12 protein-coding genes are annotated in these 13471 nt (G+C 72.2%); 5 read left to right on the top strand and 7 right to left on the bottom strand.

Annotated features, from left to right (window positions below; all coding sequences use genetic code 11):
• Window positions 1–17 precede the first annotated feature (17 nt).
• The 3 genes from H9640_RS19325 to H9640_RS16675 all read right to left on the bottom strand — a co-directional run bounded on the left by H9640_RS19325 (window position 18) and on the right by H9640_RS16675 (window position 3768).
• The gene (locus tag H9640_RS19325) at window positions 18–1361 is read right to left on the bottom strand and encodes a M15 family metallopeptidase (protein ID WP_225227380.1); all 1344 of its coding nucleotides are present in this window, start codon (window positions 1359–1361) and stop codon (window positions 18–20) included.
• A gap of 449 nt (window positions 1362–1810) precedes the next feature.
• Window positions 1811–3247: a threonine/serine exporter family protein gene (locus H9640_RS16680; protein WP_191791909.1), complete on the bottom strand. Its 1437-nt coding sequence runs from the start codon at window positions 3245–3247 to the stop codon at window positions 1811–1813.
• Between the two features lie 38 nt (window positions 3248–3285).
• The gene (locus H9640_RS16675; protein WP_191791908.1) at window positions 3286–3768 is read right to left on the bottom strand and encodes a pilus assembly protein CpaE; all 483 of its coding nucleotides are present in this window, start codon (window positions 3766–3768) and stop codon (window positions 3286–3288) included.
• 179 nt (window positions 3769–3947) lie between these two features.
• On the opposite strand from H9640_RS16675, the gene H9640_RS16670 reads away from it, so the two are divergent.
• From H9640_RS16670 to H9640_RS16655, 4 genes are all read left to right on the top strand, one after another.
• A complete protein-coding gene (locus H9640_RS16670) occupies window positions 3948–4307 on the top strand; it encodes an iron chaperone (RefSeq protein WP_191791907.1) in 360 nt (119 codons plus the stop codon).
• 120 nt (window positions 4308–4427) lie between these two features.
• Window positions 4428–5024, top strand: a complete 597-nt coding sequence (locus H9640_RS16665; protein ID WP_191791906.1) for an antibiotic biosynthesis monooxygenase — start codon at window positions 4428–4430, stop codon at window positions 5022–5024.
• 110 nt (window positions 5025–5134) lie between these two features.
• Window positions 5135–6760 (top strand): mechanosensitive ion channel family protein, encoded by a 1626-nt coding sequence (locus H9640_RS16660; protein ID WP_191791905.1) that lies wholly within the window; start codon window positions 5135–5137, stop codon window positions 6758–6760.
• A 105-nt stretch (window positions 6761–6865) separates the two neighbouring features.
• Entirely contained in the window at window positions 6866–8011 is a 1146-nt protein-coding gene (locus H9640_RS16655) for a VanZ family protein (protein WP_191791904.1), read from the top strand.
• Between the two features lie 85 nt (window positions 8012–8096).
• Here the strand turns inward: H9640_RS16655 and H9640_RS16650 are convergent, their stop codons facing one another.
• The 4 genes from H9640_RS16650 to H9640_RS16635 all read right to left on the bottom strand — a co-directional run bounded on the left by H9640_RS16650 (window position 8097) and on the right by H9640_RS16635 (window position 12222).
• The gene (locus H9640_RS16650) at window positions 8097–8834 is read right to left on the bottom strand and encodes a glycerophosphodiester phosphodiesterase (RefSeq protein ID WP_191791903.1); all 738 of its coding nucleotides are present in this window, start codon (window positions 8832–8834) and stop codon (window positions 8097–8099) included.
• Window positions 8831–10198 (bottom strand): ABC transporter substrate-binding protein, encoded by a 1368-nt coding sequence (locus H9640_RS16645; RefSeq protein ID WP_318243816.1) that lies wholly within the window; start codon window positions 10196–10198, stop codon window positions 8831–8833. The genes H9640_RS16650 and H9640_RS16645 overlap by 4 nt, the downstream gene beginning before the upstream one ends.
• A 66-nt stretch (window positions 10199–10264) precedes the next feature.
• Window positions 10265–11248 carry a carbohydrate ABC transporter permease gene (locus tag H9640_RS16640; protein ID WP_191791902.1) on the bottom strand — a complete coding sequence of 328 codons (984 nt, stop codon included), beginning with the start codon at window positions 11246–11248 and terminating at the stop codon, window positions 10265–10267.
• Complete coding sequence (locus tag H9640_RS16635; RefSeq protein WP_191791901.1) at window positions 11245–12222, bottom strand: carbohydrate ABC transporter permease; 978 nt, start codon at window positions 12220–12222, stop codon at window positions 11245–11247. Before H9640_RS16635 ends, H9640_RS16640 begins: the two co-directional genes overlap by 4 nt.
• A gap of 295 nt (window positions 12223–12517) precedes the next feature.
• Between H9640_RS16635 and H9640_RS16630 the strand changes: the two genes are divergently transcribed.
• Entirely contained in the window at window positions 12518–13291 is a 774-nt protein-coding gene (locus H9640_RS16630) for a hypothetical protein (protein ID WP_191791900.1), read from the top strand.
• Window positions 13292–13471: the final 180 nt, after the last annotated feature.

The following is a 13471-nucleotide window of genomic DNA, read 5'->3' as shown; positions in this document are numbered from 1 at the left end:
CTCGTGGCAGACCCAGGTCAGTACGTGGTGCCGTACTCCCAGTGCCACGCCTCGGGCTTGGAGCCGCCCTGGCGTGCCCACTCGGGGTTGTCCCAGCCGTAGGCCGGGGCGTTCGCGCGCATCCAGGCGTACTGGGCGCTGCCGAAGCTGCTGATGCCGCCGCCGAGGTCGAGCGCCTGCGCCATGCCGTGGTTCGACGTCCCCGGGGCCGCCGCGAGGTAGCCCTTCGACGCCTTGACCGCGACCTGCGAGCCGAACGAGCGGTAGGACGACGTCACCGAGATGTCGGTGCCGAACGCCGCCCGGTAGGCCACGTTGAGCTGCTCGAGCTGGTAGGCCGCGTCGCAGCGCACGAGCTGGCCGGGCGCGAAGCTCGGCGAGCACAGGAGGCTCTCGGGGATGGTGCCGTTCGAGTAGCCAGCGGTGCTGTTCGCCCAGGCCGCGAGCTGTGCCGCCATCGCGGCACGCTGGGCGGCCTCCTCCGCAGCCTGCTGGGCCGCGATCTCCTCGGCCGTCGGTGCCGGCTGGACCGAGACCGCGACGGCAGCGGCGTCGAGCACCGTGCGCAGCGCCTCGGTCGCAGCCCCGATCTCCGTGGTCGTCGGCGCGACCTGCGCATGGTCGATCACCGGGTCGGCCGTGGTGCCGGCGGTCACCGCACCGGTGGTCGCCTGGTCCGTCGTCGTCTGCGCCGCCTCCTCCGGGGAGGTGGTCGCGGTGTCGGTCGAGGCCTCAGGGGCCTCGGCCGTGCCGTCGGTCGTGAGGGGCTCGCGACCGTCGGCTCCGGCACGGCTCGCGCGGAACGTGTCGCGGCCGTCGAGGGTCTCGTCGGCGCTCGTCCCGTCGGCGGTGCCGGCGGCGAGGGTCGTGGCGTCGTCCAGGGACGCGCTCGTGTCGAGAGCCGCGCCCGTCTCGAGGGCGGTGCTCGCGGCGAGCGTGGGGTCGGTCGCCGACCCGATCGTGGTCGTCCCACGCGCCGCCGTCTCGGACGTGCGCGTGACGTCCAGGAGCTGGCGGAGCTGGTCGCGGGTCGCAGTGACCTGGGCGAGCTGCTCGGGTGTCAAGGAGGACGTGCCCTCGCTCGCCAGGTACTCGGCGCGGACGAGCTGGGTGCTGGCCGCGTCGAGCGCCGACTTCTCCTCGGGGGTCGTCGCGACGGGTCCGGCGGCACTCGTGACCGGTGCGGACGCCGATGCGGTCGCGGCCTGGGAGCCGTCGGGAGACGTGGTCATGCTGGCCGCACCTGCCGTGGTGGTCACGGCGACCGTGGCGAGGGCTGCCGCGATCGCGAAGGGGGAGCGGCGGCGCAGGGAACGCCCGGGGAGGGTCGCGGCGAAGCGACGCTGGGAGTGCTTCCCCATCAACGGCCCCCTCTCGCGCGCAGGCCCGGCCCGTCGGCTGCGCCGAGGGGAGCGGTGTCGAGGAGAGCGGTGCCGAAGGGGGAGGTCGTGCGGTCGTCGGCGCCCGGGAGCGGGCGGCGCCCTGCAGGCGCGGCGAAGCTGAGCGGTGCAGTTGTCACGGTGTTCGGATGTTCCGTTCGTCGGGCCGAGGCCGGGACCGCGTGCGCACTGCGGCTGTCGAGCGGGAGCTCGACGCCGTACCGTGCCGTCGCGGTGACGGGAGTCGTTCTTGGAGCCTCAGCAGCCTGAGTCGCGGCGCGTCCGGATGACGTGGGAGCCGCGTGCGCCGGCAGATGGGATGCGAGGACGGTCCTCGGTGCCTGCCAACTCGTTCCATCTTCAACTACGTTTGTGAGCGGTCTGGCCTTGTCGAGCAAGGATCCGCTGGCGATGGTGTGCCGGGTCCGGGCCTATTCGGTGAAGAAGGTACGACCGACGCGTCTCGCGTCGCGAGTCAGCGCCGTACCCACGAGCATGCCCAACGCGATCGCGAAGACGGCGACGACGGCGTTCGCGATGTCGGACACAGAACCCGTGTCCCCCGCCACGAGCTCCGACAGCCCCAGGAAGCTCAGGGCGCCCGGCACCAGGAGCCAGAAGGCCGGGAGCGTCGTGATGATGGCCGGGGGACCGGTGCGGGTCCGTTCGACGAGCGTCGCGAGCGGCACGATCACGAGCGCGCCGAAGAAGCCGGAGATCTCCGGGGCGATGTAGGACCCCACGAGCTGGGCCGCGTACGCCGCGAACAGGACCACGAGCACCCAGGGCAGGCTCCGGCGCGGGGTGGAGGAGAAGAACATCTGCCCGACGCCCACGAGCACGACCCCGATCCACGGGGCCCACCACCCCATCCGCTCGCCGCCGTGCCCGGCGACCAGGTCACCGGCGACCGCTGCACCGGCCACGACGCCGAACACGAGCAGCAGCAGCTGGGCGACCCCGTAGAGGAGCCTGCTCGCACCCGAGACGATCTGGTTGCTCGTGAGCTCGATCGCCGCGACGGTCAGGACCGACCCTGGCAGGAAGCTGATGAGCGGCGGGACCAGGACCTGCAGCGGGCTGTCGCCGAGCCAGGGGTGCACCACCTGGATCGCCAGGACCGTCACGAGGAAGGCCGCGACGACGGGCAGGGCCGTACTGAGCGTGGGCCAGCGTGCGGCGAGCCACCGCAGCACCCCGACGCCGAGCCCGAGCACCAGGAAGACGGGCAGCAGATCCAGGGTCGGGTTGAGGATCAGCCCGAAGCCCAGCGTCAGGATCGCGTGCCCGACGATCGTGAGCACGGCACCGAACCGGGCCGGCTGGCGCCGGATCGCGCGCAGCTCGGTGCGCGCGTCGGCGAGGTCGATCGTCTGGGAGCGCAGCTTGCGGATGACCGCGTAGAGCGCGCCGATCTGGTCGAGGTCCAGCCCGCTGCCCGCGGCGTCGGTGAAGTCCGTGACGACTCCGGAGGCGGTCTGCACGCGGATGAAGACGCACGTCGGCAGCACCAGGGTCTGCACGGTGTGCGCGCCGTGCAGGTCGGCGACCTGCTTGAGGACGTCCTGGGCGTCGTTGACCGACTGCCCTGAGTCGAGCATCGCCCGTCCGAGCGTGCGGAGCAGGGGGACCAGGTCGGGCGAGATCTCCGGGACGTCGGGCTCGTCGTCGGGGGTGGCCTCGTTGCCGAGCGCCTGCAGGACGCGCCGGAAGGTCGAGGGGGCGTGGCGGAGCCCGGCGAGCAGGGGGAGCCGGTGCCGGTGCCGGGGCGCGGGGTCGGAGTCCTCGGCGGAGGAGGGGTCGGTCTCCGTGGCGTGCGGCGAGGTGTCCCGGGGGTCGGCCGTGGGGGCGTCGTCGGGCGTCGTCACCTGCTCGGGTGGCGCGTCCGCGGGAGGGCCCTCGGCGGTCAGGTCGCCACCCCGCGTCCGTCCGCCGGGCCGGGGGCCGCTGAGGGGCGCACCGAGGGCGGACCCGACGACGCCGCGACCAGGTGCAGGAGAGCCTCGCCGTAGGCGTCGGCCGGGTCGTAGCCGCGGAACGTGAGCGGGTGCCCGCCGAGCTCGATCTCGACGAGGTAGGCGGGGACGTCGTCGTCCTCGACGAATCGTTGGAGCCAGCGGAAGGTGCCGCCCAGCAGGGCGCGGAGCTGTGGCTCGAGCGGGTGCCAGAGCGCGTCCTCGAGGGCCACGGAGTCGAGCGCCCACTCGGTCGTGCCGTTGAAGCCGAGGATCACGCCGGTGTCGAACTCGTGGGGCTCGATGGTCATGTCGCTCACGGTGAAGAGGTCGCCCGTGGGGCCGGTGGCCAGCAGCCGGAAGCGGTCGCCGGGCTCGGGGTGCCAGCGCACCCCGGCCTCGCGCAGGGCGAGGGCCAGGTCCCAGGAGATCATACTGGCCAGTATGGTCGGGCGGGCCGGACCGTGCCCCCTGGAGGTGACGTCCGGAACAGCCGAGGGTGACGCCACGTCCCACCGAGGGTGACGCTCCCGCAGGCCCTTCACCCGCTCGCGCGAGACAGTAGGGGAAGGACTCCCGCAGCCCGCGGGGCCCCCAGCACGGGGAGGTCGGCATGACCGGGACGTTCGCGACCGTCGACGACTACATCGGCTCGTTCCCGCCCGAGACCCAGGCGGTCCTGCAGGAGATGCGCCGCACGATCCACCGGGTCGTGCCCGACGCCGGCGAGAAGATCAGCTACCAGATCCCGGCCGTGACGGCGCGGGGTCGGGTCATCGTGTACTTCGCGGGGTGGAAGCACCACGTGAGCCTGTACCCCGTGCCCGACGGCGACGAGGACTTCGAGCGGCTCGTCGCCCCCTACCGGGCCTCCAAGGGGACGCTCAAGTTCATGCTCTCGGAACCGATCCCGTACGGCGTGATCGAGACGGTCTCGCGGCACCTGCTCGACCAGTACGGGGCCTCGGCGTAGCGCGGGCTCGGGCCGGGCGAGGCCCGGCGACCCCTCGAGCGCGCCCACCTGTCGGGACGTGTCGTCCCACGGTCGCCGGGTGTCACACCCACGAAACGTCGGCGTCGTGTACTCGCCCTCATGACCGTTCCTCCCACGTGCACGGCCGGGCGATCCCCGGACCGACCCGTCACCGTCTCCATCCACCGCCGCATCCACCCTGACCTGGTCCCGGACGCGACGCGCTGGGTCCAGGCCGGCGTCAACATGGCCAACACGTACCCGGGCTTCCTCGGGTCGGGCTGGGTGCGCGCCGCGAAGGACTCGCACGACTGGCACATGCTCTACCGCTTCGCCGACGAGGCGACGCTCGACGCCTGGGACTCCTCGCCCGAGCGGGTCGCGTGGCTCCAGGAGGGGCAGGGGCTCGTCGAGGAGCAGCGCGTCGAGCGCAGGACGGGCATCGAGGGGTGGTTCGACGCGCCCGCCCGCGTCGAGGAGCCGCAGATCAGCGCCGACCGGGCGCCGGCCCGCTGGAAGCAGTCGGTGAGCATCTGGCTGGGGTTCTTCCCGGTGAACCTCGCGTTCACGCTGCTCATGTCCTGGGCGGTCCCGAGCTTCGGCGAGCTGCCCGTGGTCCCGAGGGTGCTCGTGACGACGCTCGTGCTGACCCCGATCATGACGTACGCGGTGCTGCCGTGGGTGACCCGCCGTCTGGCACCGTGGTTGGCGCGCTGAGGCGCGCGTGGCCCGTCACGCCCCGGTCGCGCGTGCTCCCTGGCCTGTGAGGACCGTCTCATTCGGTGCCTGTCCGGGCGTCGCCCGCCCCGCGCACCTAGCGTGGACGGATGGACGAAGAGATCGAGAGCGCGACCGACGTCGCCCTGACCCTGGCCGCCGTCGCGGGAGCGCTCGTGGCCGCGTTCGTGCTGGGCACGATCATCTCGGCGATCACGAACCGCCTCGGGCGGCGCAGCGAGCTCGCGCGGGACATCTCGAAGCGGCTGCGCCGCCCCGACCGTGCGGTGCTGATGGTCGTCGCGGTGTGGATCGCGGTGCGGGTCACGACGGACGCGTCGGTCGCGTGGCGGCCCGCGGTCGAGCACGCGCTGCTCGTCGCGCTCATCGCCGCCGGTGCGTGGTGGGTGGGGGCGCTCGCGTTCGTCCTGGAGGACAGCGCGCTCAAGCGCTTCCGGGTCGACGTCGTCGACAACCGGCACGCCCGGCGCATCCGCACGCAGATCATCGTGGTGCGACGCCTGACGGTCGCGATCATCGTGATCTGCGCGATCGCCGCGGTGCTCCTGACGTTCCCCGCGGCGCGGGCCGCGGGCGCGAGCATCCTCGCGTCGGCCGGTGTCATCTCGATCGTCGCGGGCCTCGCGGCGCAGACGTCGCTCGCGAACGTGTTCGCGGGCATGCAGATCGCGTTCACGGACGGCATCCGGGTCGACGACGTCGTGGTGCTCGAGGGGGAGTGGGGGCGGATCGAGGAGATCACCATGACGTACGTCGTGGTGCACCTGTGGGACGACCGGCGCCTCATCATGCCGTGCACCTACTTCACGACGACGCCCTTCCAGAACTGGACGAGACGGGCCGCGGACCTGCTCGGCACGGTCGAGCTCGACCTGGACTTCCGGGTGCCGTTCGGCGCCATGCGTACCGAGCTCAAGCGGCTCCTCGCGCACACCGACCTGTGGGACCAGCGCGTGGGCATCCTGCAGGTGACCGACGCGATCAACGGCGTGGTCCGGGTGCGAGCGCTCGTGAGCGCCCGCGACGCCCCGACGCTGTTCGACCTGCGGTGCTTCGTGCGCGAGGGGCTCGTCGAGTGGCTCCAGCGGTCGAGCGCCGACTCGTTGCCCCGCACGCGCTTCGAGGGCGTCGAGGAAGGACGCATCAGCGAGGAGCCCGACGTCGCGCCGGGTCGCACGCAGGAGAAGGGCGCGGCGGCACACCCCGCGATCCCCGAGCGCGAGGTCCACCTCCCGCCCTCGATCCCCGTGGGGCCAGGAATCCCGGGGCAGCCGCCGCTCTCGACCCGCCAGGCCACACGGCGCCTGTCGGTGCGTGACAAGGCGAGGGTCATCGGGTCGGTCAGCGCACCACCGGACGTCGTCGAGACGCGGGTCATGGACCCCGTCGAGGTAGCCGTAGCGGTAGGGCGCGAGGCCGAGGTCGCTCCGGAGGACCTGCCCGGTGGCGCGGCCGAGTCGGCCTTCTTCAGCGGTACGGCCGAGGGAGTCGAGCGGGCGCAGGCCTTCGCGGGCCCGGGCCAGGAGGTCATCGACGAGCGCGAGGAGACGGCCGAGCGGAACCGGGTCGAGGACGAACGCGACGCGCCGGCCTCGCCGGACGACGACGAGCGGGACCGCGAGGCTGCGCGCCCCGGCGACAGGGAGCGCCCGGGCGACCGCGACCTGGGGCGCGGTGAGTCGCAGGGCGACGGCGGCCACGACGGTGACGCCTGACGCCTGACGCCTGATGCCGACGGTGATGGTCCCGTCAGCCCCGACGTGACGCACCCGACCCGCGTCCGCCGCGCCGTGACGACCGCCCCTGGTTAGGGTCTCGTCGTGAGCAGGTGGACCTGGCCCGCGTACGTGGGCGTGATCGGCGGGGTCGTCGTCTTCGTGATGTTCCTGCTGCCGATCGTGGTCTGGCAGTACCGCCGGTACGGGCGACTGAGCTGGCTGCGCCTGCTCGGGTCGGCGGCGGTCGCGGTCTACGGTGTCGCGCTCGTGGCGTACACGCTCCTGCCGCTGCCCTCGGGCGACCTCGCGCTGTGGTGCGCGCAGCACGGGTTCTCGGGGCCGCAGCTGAACCCGTTCCAGTTCGTCGAGGACATCCGCCGGGACACCGCGGGCATGAGCGCGGCGGCTCGGCTGCGGAGCCCGGCGGTGCTCCAGACGGTGTTCAACGTGGTGCTCTTCGTCCCGTGGGGCGTCCTGGTGCGGCGCTTCTTCGGGTGGCGGCTACCGCTCACGGTGCTGTCGGCGTTCGCGGCGTCGCTGCTCATCGAGACGACGCAGGGCACGGGGATCTTCGGCCTCATCCCGTGCTCGTACCGGCTGGCCGACGTCGACGACCTCCTGACGAACACCCTGGGCGGGTTGATCGGTGCGCTGATCGCGCCGGTGGTCCTGCGGTGGATGCCGCGCTCGACGGACCTCGCGACCGAGCGGGGCGTGCCGCGCCCGGTCACGGTGTGGCGGCGGTGGCTGGGGATGCTGCTCGACGCGTTCCTGGTGTCGGTGACCGGGACGGTGCTGGTCCTGTTCTACCGGGTGACGCTCGTCGCGCTGGGGCAGGACGTCCCGGTCGAGGCGGGCGCGGTCGACGTCGTGCTCGGCTCGGTCGTGCCCGTGGTCCTGGTCCTGTTCGTGCCGCCCTTCCTGGGGAGCGGGGCGTCGTGGGGGCAGCGGGCCATGTGGCTCGAGCCGCGCTGGACGGCCGACGTCGCGCAGGGCTCGGTCGGTGCGGACGGCCTGGGGCGTGGGACCACGGTGCGTCGCGTGGTGCGTGGCTTCGTGTCGGGCGGCCTCTGGGGGGTGTGCCTGGTCCTGGCGGAGGTCCCGAGTGGTGGTCTCCTGCCCGACGTCGCAGCGCCCCTCGGTTCTCTCGTCGCCTTCGTGGCGGTCGTCTCGGTCCTGTTCACGCGCGACCGGCGCGGGGTGTCGGGGGTCGTGTCGGGGGCCCGGATGGTCGACGCGCGGAGCTGATGGGCGGACGCACCGAGAAGTGAGCAGATGCCCCCGGATCGCAGGATCCAGGGGCATCTGCTCACTTCTCGGCGGCGGCAGTTTCTCAGCGTCCCGCGAGCCACCCTCGCAGCCGGTCAGGACGGTCGGTGATGACCGCGTCGACACCGGCCAACCGGGCCAGGGTCCACTGCGCGGGCTCGTTCAAGGTCCACACCATGACCTCGAGCCCCGCCGCGTGCAGCTCGTCGACCAGACCGGGCCGCTCGACGAGCAGGTGCCCCGCCGGGTTGCACGTCATGACGCCCAGGTCGGCGCACGTCGCGAGCAGGTCGTCGGACAGCTCGCCGATCAGCAGCCCGCGGCGCAGGTCCGGGGCCACCTTCGCCAGGGCCGCGACCGTCGAGGTCCAGAAGCTCTGCCCGATCACGCGGTCGGCGAGCCCGGCGCGTAGGACGGGCTCCGTGACCCTGCGGACGGCGTCGGGCCCCCAGTCGCCCTTGATCTCCAGCAGGAGGTCGATGCCCGGGTGCGTCACGAGGAAGTCCACGAGCTCCGTGAACGTCGGGACGCGCTGCCCGGCGTAGGCGGGGGCGAACCACGAACCCGCGTCCACGGCGCGGACCTCCGCGAGCGGGAGCGCGTCGACGCGACCGGTCGCGTCGGTCGTGGCGTCGAGGGTGTCGTCGTGGATCACGACCACCTCGCCGTCCGCGGTGAGCTGCACGTCGAGCTCGATGCTGTCCGCGCCCGCGCGCCACGCGGCCTCGAACGCCGCGAGCGTGTTCTGCGGGGCCACCGACGAGTTCCCCCGGTGCGCGACGACCCGGAACGCGCCCGTCACAGGTACGGCTCCACGTTCTCCTGGTACGCCTTCTCGAGGCGCGGCGTGATCGACGCGAACGCCTCGGCGGCGGGCGTGCCCTTGAGGACGATCTGCTCGATCCCGTCGGTGAGGATCTGGTCGCCACCAGGCACGAAGACCCGGACCCAGTCCTGCGAGCGGGACTTCTCGGCGAGCTGGTCGACCGCCGTGCGGAACTGCGGCGTGGCCGCGTAGATGCTGCTCATGGTCTCTCCCTCGACCGCGGACGTACGCACCGGCATGTACCCGGTGTTCTGGGAGAAGTATGCGGTGTTCTCCGGGTCCGTGATGAAGGCGAGGAACATCGCGGCGGCGAGCTGCTGCTCGGGCGTGCGCGAGGCCGGGATGGCCAGACCCGTGCCGCCCGTGGGCGTCCCGGAGCCGCTCGGGCCGTCGGGCAGGTAGGCCGTGCCGAGCTCGAACGACGCGGCGTCGAGGAGCCCCGTGAGGCTGCCCGTGGACCCGATGGTCGAGGCGAAGATGCCGGCGGCGAAGTCGGCCCCGGCGTCGGTCCCGACGCCCGCGACCTTGGACCCGTGGAACAGGTCGTGCAGGAAGTCGCCCGCGGCCAGGGCCTGCGGGGTGTCGAGCGTGACGGTGAACTCGTCGCTGTACTGCCCACCCTGGCCCCACAGCATGTTCTCGAACCACCACGCGGCCCACGAGGTGCCGGTCGCGAGGCCCAGCGGGGCGCCGTCGGCCGGGACCTGGGCGCGCAGCGCGGGGGCCCACTCGGCGAGCTCTGCCCACGTCGCGGGCCCGCGGTCGGGCAGGCCGGCTGCGGCCCACATGGTCTTGTTGTAGTAGAAGAGCGGCGTCGAGCGCGCGTACGGCACCGCCCAGTGCCGGGTGTCGTACGCGTAGTCGCCGTACAGCGTCGGGTTGTAGTCGGTGACGTCGACGTCGAGGTGCGCGAACACGTCGTCGAGCGGCATGACCTGGCCGTTGAGGTAGTAGCGGAACCACCACACGTCGCTCGCGATGACGAGGTCGGGGAGGTTGTTCGACGACGACGCGGCCTGGAAGCGCTGCGCGACCTCGTCGTACCCGGCGCCCGCGGTCACGAGCTTGACCGCGATGTCGGGGTGCTTCGTGTTGAAGCGGCGGATCAGCTCCTCCTCGATGGCCTTGGAGGCGCCGGGGTGGTTGCTCCACCACGTGATCTGCGAGGCGGGCGTGATCGTGGTCCAGTCGGTGCCTGCGGAGGCGGACGGGGCGGACGTGCCGCCGCCGACGGTGGGTCCCGCGCACGCGGCGAGGGAGAGGGCGAGGGCGCCGAGGCCGCCGAGGCGCAGCACGTCGCGTCGAGACGGGGTCCACTGGGCGGGCAGGGGCTGGTTCACGTGATGCTCCTTGGGGTGGGGAACAGCGATCCGGCAGGTGCCGGGGGACAGGGGGAGACCGGCACGTCAGCCGGTCACGGCTCCGGCGGTGAGCCCGGCGACGAGCCGGCGCTGGAGGAGCAGGAAGACGACGAGGATCGGGAGGGTCACGAGCACGGTCGCGGCCATGAGGACGCCCCAGTTGTTCATGCCGTCGACGCTCTGCAGGAGCGTGAGTCCCACGGGGAGCGTCATCTTCTCGGCGTCGTCGGTCACGAGGAACGGCCACAGGTAGTCGTTCCACTCGGCGACGACGGACACGAGCGCGACGGCCGCGATCGTGGGGTAGGACAGCGGCACGACGAACCGCCACAGCTTGCGCCAGTGGCCCGCGCCGTCGAGCTCGGCGGCCTCGAGGATCGAGATCGGCAGCGACAGGAAGTGCTGGCGGAACAGGAAGGTCCCGAACGCGCTCGCCAGGCCCGGGACGAGGATGCCCTGGTAGGTGTTGAGCCACCCGAGCTGGGCGACGAACGTGTAGTTGGGGATGATCGTGATCTGCTGCGGGATGAGCAGCGTGAACAGGACCAGGACGAACACCGCGCGCTTGAACGGGAAGTCCAGGAACACGAGCGCGTACGCGCAGCACAGGCCCAGCAGCAGCTTGAGCGTCGAGCCGACGACCGTCAGGCCCACGCTGTTGAGGAAGAGCTGCCCGACGGGGATGCTCTGCGTCGTCTGGACGTAGTTCGCGAGGTCGAGGTTCTGCGGGAGCCACTGGAGCGGGATCGAGTACAGCTCGTCAGGGCGCTTGAAGCTCGCGAGCACCATCCACACGAGCGGCAGCGCCATGACGACGGTCGCGACCAGCAGGGTCGCGTACGAGCCCAGGTGCAGAGGCCGACGACGGCGCGTGCGCTCCGGCGCCCGGGCGCCGCTCGGGCGGTGGCTCGCACCGCCGGGGGCCGGTGGTGCGTCCACGGGTGACCCGGGGTGCTGAGCGCTGGGCGCGCCCGAGGTCGTGCGAGGTGCGGTGGTGGGGACGTCCCGGACCGGGTTCTGGACGCTCATGCGTAGTGCACCTTCTTCTCGACGAAGCGCAGCTGGACGACCGTGACGACCAGCAGCAGGAGGAAGAGGATCGTCGCGACGGCCGACGCGTAGCCGGCGCGGCCGGTCACGAAGCCCTCCTCGTAGATCTGGTACATGAGGGTCGTGGTCGAGCCCAGGGGGCCGCCCTTGGTCATGGCCTGGATGATGTCGAACGACTGGAGCGAGCTCAGCAGCGTCGTGACCGTGAGGAAGAAGGTCGTGGGCGCGAGCAGCGGCAGGACGATCGAACGGAACGTGCGGGCCGAGGACGCTCCGTCGAGGGCGGCGGCCTGCTTGAGCTCCTGCGGGACAGCCTGGAGACCGGCCAGGAAGATCAGGGCGACGTACCCGACGTTCTTCCACAGGTAGACGACGATGATCATGACGAGCGCCCAGGGCGAGGTCGTGTACCAGTCGGGGGACTCGAGCCCGATCGCGCGCAGGCCCGCCGAGAGCAGGCCGTAGCGGGGGTCGAAGATGAACAGCCACAGCATGCCGACCGCGACGCCCGACAGGACGTAGGGAGCGAACGCGACGGTCCGCGCGAGCCCGCGACCCTTGAGGCGCCGGTTCAGCAGCAGGGCCAGGCCGAGTCCCAGGACCAGCGAGCCGCCCACGGTCGCGACCGTGAAGACGCCCGTCGTGACCATGACGTCGGCCGTCGTCGGGTCCTGGAACCACTCGACGTAGTTGCCGAGTCCGACCGAGCGGGCCGTGGGGGAGCCCATGTTCCACTGCAGGGTCGAGTAGTAGAAGCTCTGCAGCAGCGGGCGGTAGACGAACACGAGCAGCAGGACCACGTTGGGCCCCGCGAGCAGCAGGAACGCGAGCCAGGTGCGCAGGGCGCGCGGGGTGGGGCGCGTGAAGCGGGACCGGGCCGTCGGGGCCCGCCCGGGGATCGTCCGAGGGCGTGCGGGTGGCGCGGGGCGCACGGGGGCTGACACGGAGGTCATGGGGTGGGGCTCCAGTCACGAGCGGGTGGACGCCGTCACCCTAGGAGGGCGAAGTGTCCGAGAAGTGGCCTCAGCGGCTCCGTTCCCCGAACGTTCCCGAGGCGTTCATCGGGGCCTCGGCGCGAGGTCATCGGGGATGCCGGGAGGTCATCTGCGGGGCACACGCGCGGCGGGGGCGAAGCCAAAAGCCGCAGGCGACCGCACCTCGCCCCCGAGGCCAGGTCGGCGAGTCGATGACGGCCTAGCATGGGCGGTCCGGCCAGCACTCCTGCCGGGCCCGACGACGAGGTGAGCGATGACGCACGAACGACAGGACCTGCGGAACATCAACGTGGGGCGCGGCACCGGCTTCACGGTGGCCCTGTTCGTCCGCGACCGTCTGGCGCTGCCCGTGGCTGACGACGTCCCGGCGCTGGTCCCCCGCCTCGCCGTCGAGGCCCTGCCGGGCGACGAGGCCGCGGCGCTCGCGGACGGGTGGCGCGCGTGGTGGGACCGGTTGACCGAGGTGCCCACCGGGCGCGACGTCAGGCCCGCGTCGGAGAGGCTGGCGACGGTGGTCGACGCCCTCGTGGACGAGGCCCGGTCGTGGGCCGAGCAGATGGTGCGACCGAACTACTTCTTCTCGGAGGCCGATCTTCCCCCTGGTTACGTCCCGGAGCCGATCGGCGACCCGGGCGTCCCGGACGTCCCGGTGGTCTACGACGTCGAGCTCGTTCCCGTGGGCGGCGCGTGGCACCGGGACCTCGGCCCGCACCGGATGCTCGTGAGCGTCGAGACGTGGGAGGACCCGGCGGCGATGGACGCGCTCCTGAGACCGCGGATCGAGCGGCTGCAGAGCCGGGTCAGCGCCACACCTCGGAGGGCCCCTCAGGTGTGGCACATGACGGTCGACGGTCAGGTCTTCACGGTCGTCGACAGGCCCCACGACCCGGGGGTGTACGACTTCTCCTGGACGAACGGTCCGATCGAGGGCTACGGGTTCACGATCGCGACGTCGACCCGGCAGCCCTTGGGCGAGGACGTGCTGCGCAAGGAGATCCGAGGCTTCGTCGAGGGCTACGAGCCCTGACAGTCCAGGGGCTTCCCCGCCGCCTCCACCGTGCACCTTGACCTCAACCGTGGTTGAGGACGTACCGTCGAAGCGTGCGGCTGCCGACCCCGGCGTGGACCGCACCTCCCCTCCTCGACCGGAAGGCGTTCTTTCCTGTGAGCAGCTCTCGTCCGTTGCGTGTCGCCATTGTTGGCGCTG

Origin of the sequence: Oerskovia gallyi, from assembly GCF_014836745.1 — a bacterium.
Lineage (GTDB): Bacteria > Actinomycetota > Actinomycetes > Actinomycetales > Cellulomonadaceae > Oerskovia > Oerskovia paurometabola.
Note: the sequence above shows the minus strand (reverse complement) of the source record. Positions and strands in the feature narration are given on the sequence as shown.

Bases quoted from the DNA above. Each gene is read 5' to 3' on its own strand.
- H9640_RS16640 (WP_191791902.1), bottom strand. From the start codon at position 11,248: ATGAGCGTCCAGAACCCGGTCCGGGACGTCCCCACCACCGCACCTCGC.
- H9640_RS16675 (WP_191791908.1), bottom strand. From the start codon at position 3,768: ATGATCTCCTGGGACCTGGCCCTCGCCCTGCGCGAGGCCGGGGTGCGC.
- H9640_RS16665 (WP_191791906.1), top strand. From the start codon at position 4,428: ATGACCGTTCCTCCCACGTGCACGGCCGGGCGATCCCCGGACCGACCC.
- H9640_RS16670 (WP_191791907.1), top strand. From the start codon at position 3,948: ATGACCGGGACGTTCGCGACCGTCGACGACTACATCGGCTCGTTCCCG.
- H9640_RS16630 (WP_191791900.1), top strand. From the start codon at position 12,518: ATGACGCACGAACGACAGGACCTGCGGAACATCAACGTGGGGCGCGGC.
- H9640_RS19325 (WP_225227380.1), bottom strand. From the start codon at position 1,361: ATGGGGAAGCACTCCCAGCGTCGCTTCGCCGCGACCCTCCCCGGGCGT.
- H9640_RS16635 (WP_191791901.1), bottom strand. From the start codon at position 12,222: ATGACCTCCGTGTCAGCCCCCGTGCGCCCCGCGCCACCCGCACGCCCT.
- H9640_RS16660 (WP_191791905.1), top strand. From the start codon at position 5,135: ATGGACGAAGAGATCGAGAGCGCGACCGACGTCGCCCTGACCCTGGCC.